The 6,019-nt window shown below is 54.5% G+C and carries 7 protein-coding genes and 1 pseudogene; 7 read left to right on the plus strand and 1 reads right to left on the minus strand.

Translation table 11 applies throughout. The features are described from left to right. The 7 genes and pseudogenes from MVO87_RS05700 to MVO87_RS05730 all read left to right on the plus strand — a co-directional run. Positions 1 to 509: pseudogene (locus MVO87_RS05700) on the plus strand (translation initiation factor IF-2 subunit gamma); the annotation flags it as partial. Between the two features lie 33 nt (positions 510 to 542). Next, positions 543 to 959, plus strand: coding sequence for a type II toxin-antitoxin system VapC family toxin (locus MVO87_RS05705; protein WP_297512961.1), 417 nt, complete (start codon positions 543 to 545; stop codon positions 957 to 959). 108 nt (positions 960 to 1,067) lie between these two features. Beyond that, positions 1,068 to 1,844: an HD domain-containing protein gene (locus tag MVO87_RS05710; protein ID WP_297512942.1), complete on the plus strand. Its 777-nt coding sequence runs from the start codon at positions 1,068 to 1,070 to the stop codon at positions 1,842 to 1,844. Positions 1,845 to 1,864: 20 nt separating this feature from the next. Continuing rightward, entirely contained in the window at positions 1,865 to 2,539 is a 675-nt protein-coding gene (locus tag MVO87_RS05715) for a DUF434 domain-containing protein (RefSeq protein ID WP_297512941.1), read from the plus strand. Between the two features lie 75 nt (positions 2,540 to 2,614). After that, a complete protein-coding gene (locus MVO87_RS05720) occupies positions 2,615 to 3,730 on the plus strand; it encodes a hypothetical protein (RefSeq protein WP_297512940.1) in 1,116 nt (371 codons plus the stop codon). Between the two features lie 35 nt (positions 3,731 to 3,765). After that, a complete protein-coding gene (locus MVO87_RS05725; RefSeq protein ID WP_297512938.1) occupies positions 3,766 to 4,413 on the plus strand; it encodes a DUF432 domain-containing protein in 648 nt (215 codons plus the stop codon). Then, on the plus strand, positions 4,410 to 5,459 hold the full coding sequence (locus tag MVO87_RS05730; RefSeq protein WP_297512959.1) for a mechanosensitive ion channel family protein: 1,050 nt from the start codon (positions 4,410 to 4,412) through the stop codon (positions 5,457 to 5,459). The genes MVO87_RS05725 and MVO87_RS05730 overlap by 4 nt, the downstream gene beginning before the upstream one ends. Here MVO87_RS05730 and MVO87_RS05735 read toward each other — a convergent pair. Next, positions 5,456 to 6,019 (minus strand): RsmB/NOP family class I SAM-dependent RNA methyltransferase (locus MVO87_RS05735; RefSeq protein WP_297552518.1); only part of this gene is annotated, 564 nt, incomplete at its 5' end. The genes MVO87_RS05730 and MVO87_RS05735 overlap by 4 nt on opposite strands.

Genomic DNA, 6,019 nt, shown 5'->3' on the forward strand with positions numbered 1-6,019 from the left:
AGCTCAAGGTTGGCGACGAGATAGAGATTCGTCCGGGCGTTCCCTACGAGGAGCACGGCAGGATTAAGTACGAGCCGATAACGACAGAGATTGTCTCGCTCCAGGCAGGTGGAAGGTTCGTCGAGGAGGCCTACCCCGGTGGACTCGTCGGCGTCGGAACCAAGCTCGACCCCTACCTCACCAAGGGCGACCTTATGGCAGGGAACGTCGTCGGAAAGCCCGGAAAGTTGCCCCCGGTGTGGGACGAGCTTCGCCTCGAAGTCCACCTGCTTGAACGCGTCGTTGGAACCGAGGACGAGCTCAAGGTCGAGCCCATCAAGAGGAAGGAAGTCCTCCTCCTCAACGTTGGCACCGCCAGAACGATGGGCCTCGTTACCGGGCTCGGCAAGGACGAAGTCGAGCTCAAGCTCCAGATTCCCGTATGTGCGGAGGTCGGCGACAGGGTTGCTATCAGCAGGCAGGTTGGCTCAAGGTGGCGCCTCATCGGATACGGCTTCATTAAGGAGTGAGCTCTTCTTATCCCTTTAATTTCGGTGAGGCCGATGGCTCAGAGGCGCGAGTGGCTCGTCCTCCCAGACACCAACTTCCTCCTGGTTCCTGGCCAGTTTGGAGTGGATATAGTTTCCGAGCTTAACAGAATCCTTGACGTGAAGTTCAAAATCATCGTTCCAAACGTGGTTCTCGAAGAGCTTAACGTCATAGAGAGGAAGACGCGAGGAAAGGACCTGCTCGCTGTTAGAATGGCGAAGAAATTGGCCGAGCGCTTCGAGACCGTTAAAATCGGGGAGTTCGGGAAGAGGCCGATAGACGACCAGATTTACGACTTCGCCGTCAAAAACGAGCGCGTTATAGTCTGCACCAACGACAAGGGCCTGAAGAAGCGCCTCCGCGAGAGAGGTATCCCAGTGGTTTACCTCCGTTCGAAAAAGATACTTGAGCTTGAGGGTATGCTAGAGTAAGGGATTTGGAGAGACACGTCAAAACCGCCCCGCAAACGCCAGCTTTTTTCACCGAATCCCGTTCAAAACCCTTAAATTCTCCCCGCCGTTTGGCCCTTGGGTGGGAGAATGTACACAGAAGAGGAACTTCTGAAGGAGATTAGGGAACTCCTCGACGACGACAGGCTCTTCGAGGCCTACGAGAGAACCTTCAGGGAGTACCACTACTACTTCGACACCACCAACTACATAGTGCTCAACGTCTACCAGTTCAACGACCACGGGCCTGTCCACGTCCTTCTGACGACGAGAAGAGCTTTGGAACTGCTGAGAATCCTCAGGAAGTTCGGAATCCAGACTACGGCCGAGAAGCTCGGCAAACCTTTCTGGTGGAGCAAGTTCATCGTCGCCTTCGGAGCGCTCCTGCACGACATCGGCAACATGATACACAGGATAAACCACTACGAGTTCAGCGTCTTCCTTGCGGAGCCGATAGTCGAGAAGCTCGTGAGGGAGTTTGAAAAGCGCGACCCGCTACTCCTCAAGGCCCTGACGCTCAACGCGATATACACCCATGACGAGCACGTGCCGTGCACGACGATAGAGGGCTCGCTCGTCACGATAGCGGACGGCTGTGACATGGAGGCAGGAAGGAGCAGGCTCGTCCACAAGAAGGACCGCGTTGACATACACGCCGTCTCGGCCCTGGCAATAGAGCGCGTGGAGATAAGGGAGGGCGACGAGAGACAGCCGATACTCATCGAGATATGGATGAAGCATCCCGCCGGAATCTTCCAGGTGGACGAGATTCTGACGAAGAAGGTCAAGAGCTCCCTGCTAGCCGGCAAGGTCAGGCTAAGGATTCACACGGGCAAGGACGGCGAAGTCCTCGAAAAGGTTATCTGAAGCTTTCCCCATTTTCCGCCATGCTGGCTGAGGCATACAGAGACCTTAAATATCTCCTCAACAGGGGCTACAGGAAGAGCGTTGCGTTGAACTTCGTGGCCAACCATTACAGGCTGAGGAAGGAGGAGAGGCATCTCCTCGCGAGGTGCGTCTTCCCCGACTCCTGGATTGAGAAAGTTGCGCAAAAGCTCCTTCCCCCTGAGGAGATTAGGGGCAGGGTTCTTGGAATAGACGGCTTTAACGTCCTCATAACCCTTGAATCGCTCCTCGCGGGGAGGGCTATCCTCTGCGAGGACGGTCTCATCAGGGACTTGGCCTACAGGGGAAAGTACAGACCGCATGATGAAACCAAGAACAACTTGAGGCTCATTGTCTCGGCCCTGGCGGAGCTTTCACCCGGGAGGGCGGTCTTCTTCTACGGGAAGAACAACCCTGGGAGCGGGGTCGTTAAGGGGCTCACTGTTGAACTCCTTGACGAGTTGGGAGTTCCGGGGGATGTTAAACTCGTCAGAAGTCCAGACCACGAGCTCAAGGCGTTCGAAACGGTGGCGACCGCCGACGTTGGAGTTATCGAAAAAGCGTGGCATGTCCTCGACCTCGCGAGGTTTGTGGGGAGATTGGCAGGTGCCAGACCTGTTCCGCTTCACGAGATTTTAAAAACTTCAAGTTTGCTTGAATCTCTAAAAAAGTTTTAATAGAATGAGCGCGGAGTATGTAAAGATGCCCTTTACTTTTCTGGGCCCAAATCAAAGAGTTAGGAGATGTTTAGTATGAAAAAGTTTGCACTCGCCCTGTTGCTCGTGGCGGTTGTCCTGCTCGCGAGCGGATGCACGGGCTCGGGCGGAACCTCCTCTTCGGAAACGCCCGAAACGACTTCACACTCACAGGGATGGGAGAGTTCCACATCTCAAACGCCCACCTCATCGCAGGGAACGACGGAAACACCCTCTGAGACACACTCAACATCTTCCCCCACTCCAAGCCAGACGGAAACCCCCACATCTACCACCTCAACCCCCAGTGAGGAACTGTACTGGACGAACCCCTGGGAGTACTCACCGATAGACGTGAACGGGGAAAAATACGTCATAACACACTACGTCGTCCTCTACAAGGTCAAGCCCAACGAAACGAGCCCGCTCTACGAGTACAGAATTGAGAAGACGGAAAGAAAGACGAACATCACCGTTTACGGAATGGACTTCTCGGGCTCAAAGGTCGAGGTGGGAACCTTTGAGGTGTACGAGTATGAGACCGTTATAACGCCAGTAAAGGCAGCGGCGATGGAGGAGCCACTCACGATAAAGGTGTGGTACACAACGAGGGCAAGCGACGCGTTCATATACCCCTGGGATATGGGCTGGGCTTCGGCCAACTACGGGGAGAACCAGGTTGTTGGCTTTGAAATGGACTACCAGGGAAGACAGCTCCTCTACACAAACCCTACGGCCGTTGGAAAGTCCGCGATTCCCTATATGGGCGGCGACCAGAACATAATGGACGAGCTGAACACCGACCTGATAAACCTCTACTACGGCTGGTTCGCGGTTCTCCACGTGGGAATATGGGCCGACTGGAGCGGCAGAAATCTTCTCGTACCTCAGAGCGGAACTTGGAGCGATTTCTTCGGCCACGCTTGGAGCTGGGAAACCAGACCGGACGGAACCGGTGAGTTCTCCGGCATTAAATTCAGGGTCGTCGAGGGCACTTGGAGCTATACTGGGGTCGAAGGGGTTTCAATGACGGGCAAAGCAAGGGTCGCACCGAAGATATTCATTCCTCTGGAAGTTGACGGCCACTTCACCTCCATAGACGAAAACGGGAACCCCCTAACAATCTACGGCTACTTCAAGGTTGAGGAGCTCGACCTTGCGAAGGCCTCTTAGGAAACTTTAAATTTTTGAGCCCCCTATTTTTCAACATGAAAACCTTCGGCGAGCACGAGCTCAGAACGCAGTTCATTCACGTCGGAGAGCGGAAGATTCACATCGTTGAGAACCCCGATGGGACGTTCACGTACCAGCGAGATGACGTCAGGGTTAAAATCCTCGGTGGAGAGCACCTCTCGGTTCTTCCCGCCCCAGCCGAGGGCTACGGTGTCAAGTTCCTCATGGTGAAGTTGAGGGAGAGACTGGCGGTGCCCCCTGGAGAGACCGTTCACGGCTACCTGAGCGCTCCCGTGGACGTTGTTGTAAAAGCCGGAAACGCACTCATAGACCGCTTCATCATTGGAAGGGAGAAGTACGCGCTCTACGGCGAGCATTCCATTGGAATAATCACAAGGTACCACGTCAGCTGTTTCCACGAGAAGGAACCCGATTCCCTCGGTGTAATCAAGCTCGCCGTTAGAAACCCCACGAAGGAGTGGAAGCTCGTCGAGAGGGTTGTAATCCCGATAAGGAACAGCGTCATGTTCTACTCGGACGAGAAAGCATACTACCCTCTCATCATACTAACAACCAAGGAGCCCTACGAGGTCAACAACACGGGGAATCCACCGGACGGAAGGCTAAAGGCCACCCACCGGGCCGAGCCCCTCCCCAACTTTAGAATGGGGTGGTGGCCATGAACATAGCGGATTTCCTTCGGAGCGAGCTGATTCTGGGAATAACCGTGAAAGGCATCCTCGAGGCGTTGGTCATCTTAGTGGTTACCGTGGTCGTTGGGGAGATTGTTAAAAAACTTATAATTCGTGCTTCAAAAGAAACGGACCTTACCTGGATACTCAACGAGGACACGGCGGAACTAATTTTCAAGCTCTTTGTTCTCGGGGGAGTAATTGGAGCTCTCTACCCCCTTGGAATCATGAAGTACAGCCTCGGACCGACAACAATAGGAAAACTGGCGTTTTCAGTGGGCTTCTTTTACATTTCCTACCTCATAGCCAAGAAGTCCAAGGACTACCTAATTCAGACAAAGAGAGGGTCTGAGGACAGGATAAAGGCTAAACTCTTCTATTATACATTCATTACGGTTGCATTATTCCTTGCCCTCAGCTTTGCAGGCGTCATGGGAGAGCTCGGTGCGCTACTCGCGGCGGCTGGAATAACGGGCATAGTCCTTGGTTTTTCATCGAGAACCGTGGTCGCGAACTTCATCTCGGGAATATTTATGTACTTTGACAAGCCCCTCCAGATAGGGGATGCAGTTCAGGTCGGCGACGTCCAGGGGGTTGTCGAGGACATACGAATCCTCTCGACGAGAATAAGAACGTGGGACGGAACACTCGTCAGGATTCCAAATGAGGCCCTTTTCAATAGCAACATAGTTAACCTGAAGAGGTATCCAGCAAGAAGGGTTGACGTAAGCGTGGGGATAGCGTACGCCGAGGACGCGGAAAGGGCCATAGACGTCATACTTAAGACCCTCGATGAGATGCCCCTCGTCCTTGCTGAGCCAGAACCAAAGGTTTACGTCGAGAGCCTCGGCGACAGCTCGGTGGTTTTGAGGGTCTGGGCGTGGGCGCCGAGCGAAAGGTGGTTCGACGTCAGGGCAGAGGTCGTGAGGAGAATCAAGGAGGCCCTCGACGAGGCCGAAATCGAGATACCGTTCCCGCAGAGGGTCAACTGGTTCGCCAACGAACTGAGGGTAAAGATAGATGGAAAGCGAGACTAATCACTTTTCTTTTCCATCAGCGCGTAGAAGAAGCCTATCGTCCCGTGCCTGTGGGGCCAGGCCCTCATCGTGCCGGGCAGGAAGCCCTCGTCGTACGGTCCACTGAGCGGGACGAGCCTCGCGTCCCCGTGCCTTTCGAGAAACCACTTCACAACCTCCTCGTTCTCCTCCGGGAGCATTGAGCAGGTGGAGTAGAGCAACCTCCCGCCGGGCTTCAACAGCTTCCACGCGCTTTCAAGCAACTCCCTCTGGAGCGCAACGACCTTTGGAATGTTCTTCTCTCTCAGGCGCCACCTCAGCTCGGGGTTTTTTGCTATCGTCCCGTCGCTCGTGCACGGTACGTCGAGCAGAACCCTGTCGGCAACTTCCTCGCCCAAAACTTCAGGGGCCTTCCTTCCGTCGAGCTTCCTAACTTCGGCAATCTCAACGCCGACCCAGCGGAGGATTTGCTTCATGCGCTTAATCCTCTCTGAATCAACGTCGAAGGCGTAGATTTTTCCTTCATTTTTCATCAACTCGGCCATGTGGGCGGTCTTTCCGCCCGGTGCCGCGGCCAAATC

This window comes from Thermococcus sp., from assembly GCF_027063845.1.
Classification (GTDB): domain Archaea; phylum Methanobacteriota_B; class Thermococci; order Thermococcales; family Thermococcaceae; genus Thermococcus.

Excerpts from the sequence above, each read along its gene's own strand:
- MVO87_RS05705 (WP_297512961.1), top strand. The coding sequence starts at position 543 with ATGGCTCAGAGGCGCGAGTGGCTCGTCCTCCCAGACACCAACTTCCTC.
- MVO87_RS05710 (WP_297512942.1), top strand. The coding sequence starts at position 1,068 with ATGTACACAGAAGAGGAACTTCTGAAGGAGATTAGGGAACTCCTCGAC.
- MVO87_RS05715 (WP_297512941.1), top strand. The coding sequence starts at position 1,865 with ATGCTGGCTGAGGCATACAGAGACCTTAAATATCTCCTCAACAGGGGC.
- MVO87_RS05720 (WP_297512940.1), top strand. The coding sequence starts at position 2,615 with ATGAAAAAGTTTGCACTCGCCCTGTTGCTCGTGGCGGTTGTCCTGCTC.
- MVO87_RS05730 (WP_297512959.1), top strand. The coding sequence starts at position 4,410 with ATGAACATAGCGGATTTCCTTCGGAGCGAGCTGATTCTGGGAATAACC.
- MVO87_RS05725 (WP_297512938.1), top strand. The coding sequence starts at position 3,766 with ATGAAAACCTTCGGCGAGCACGAGCTCAGAACGCAGTTCATTCACGTC.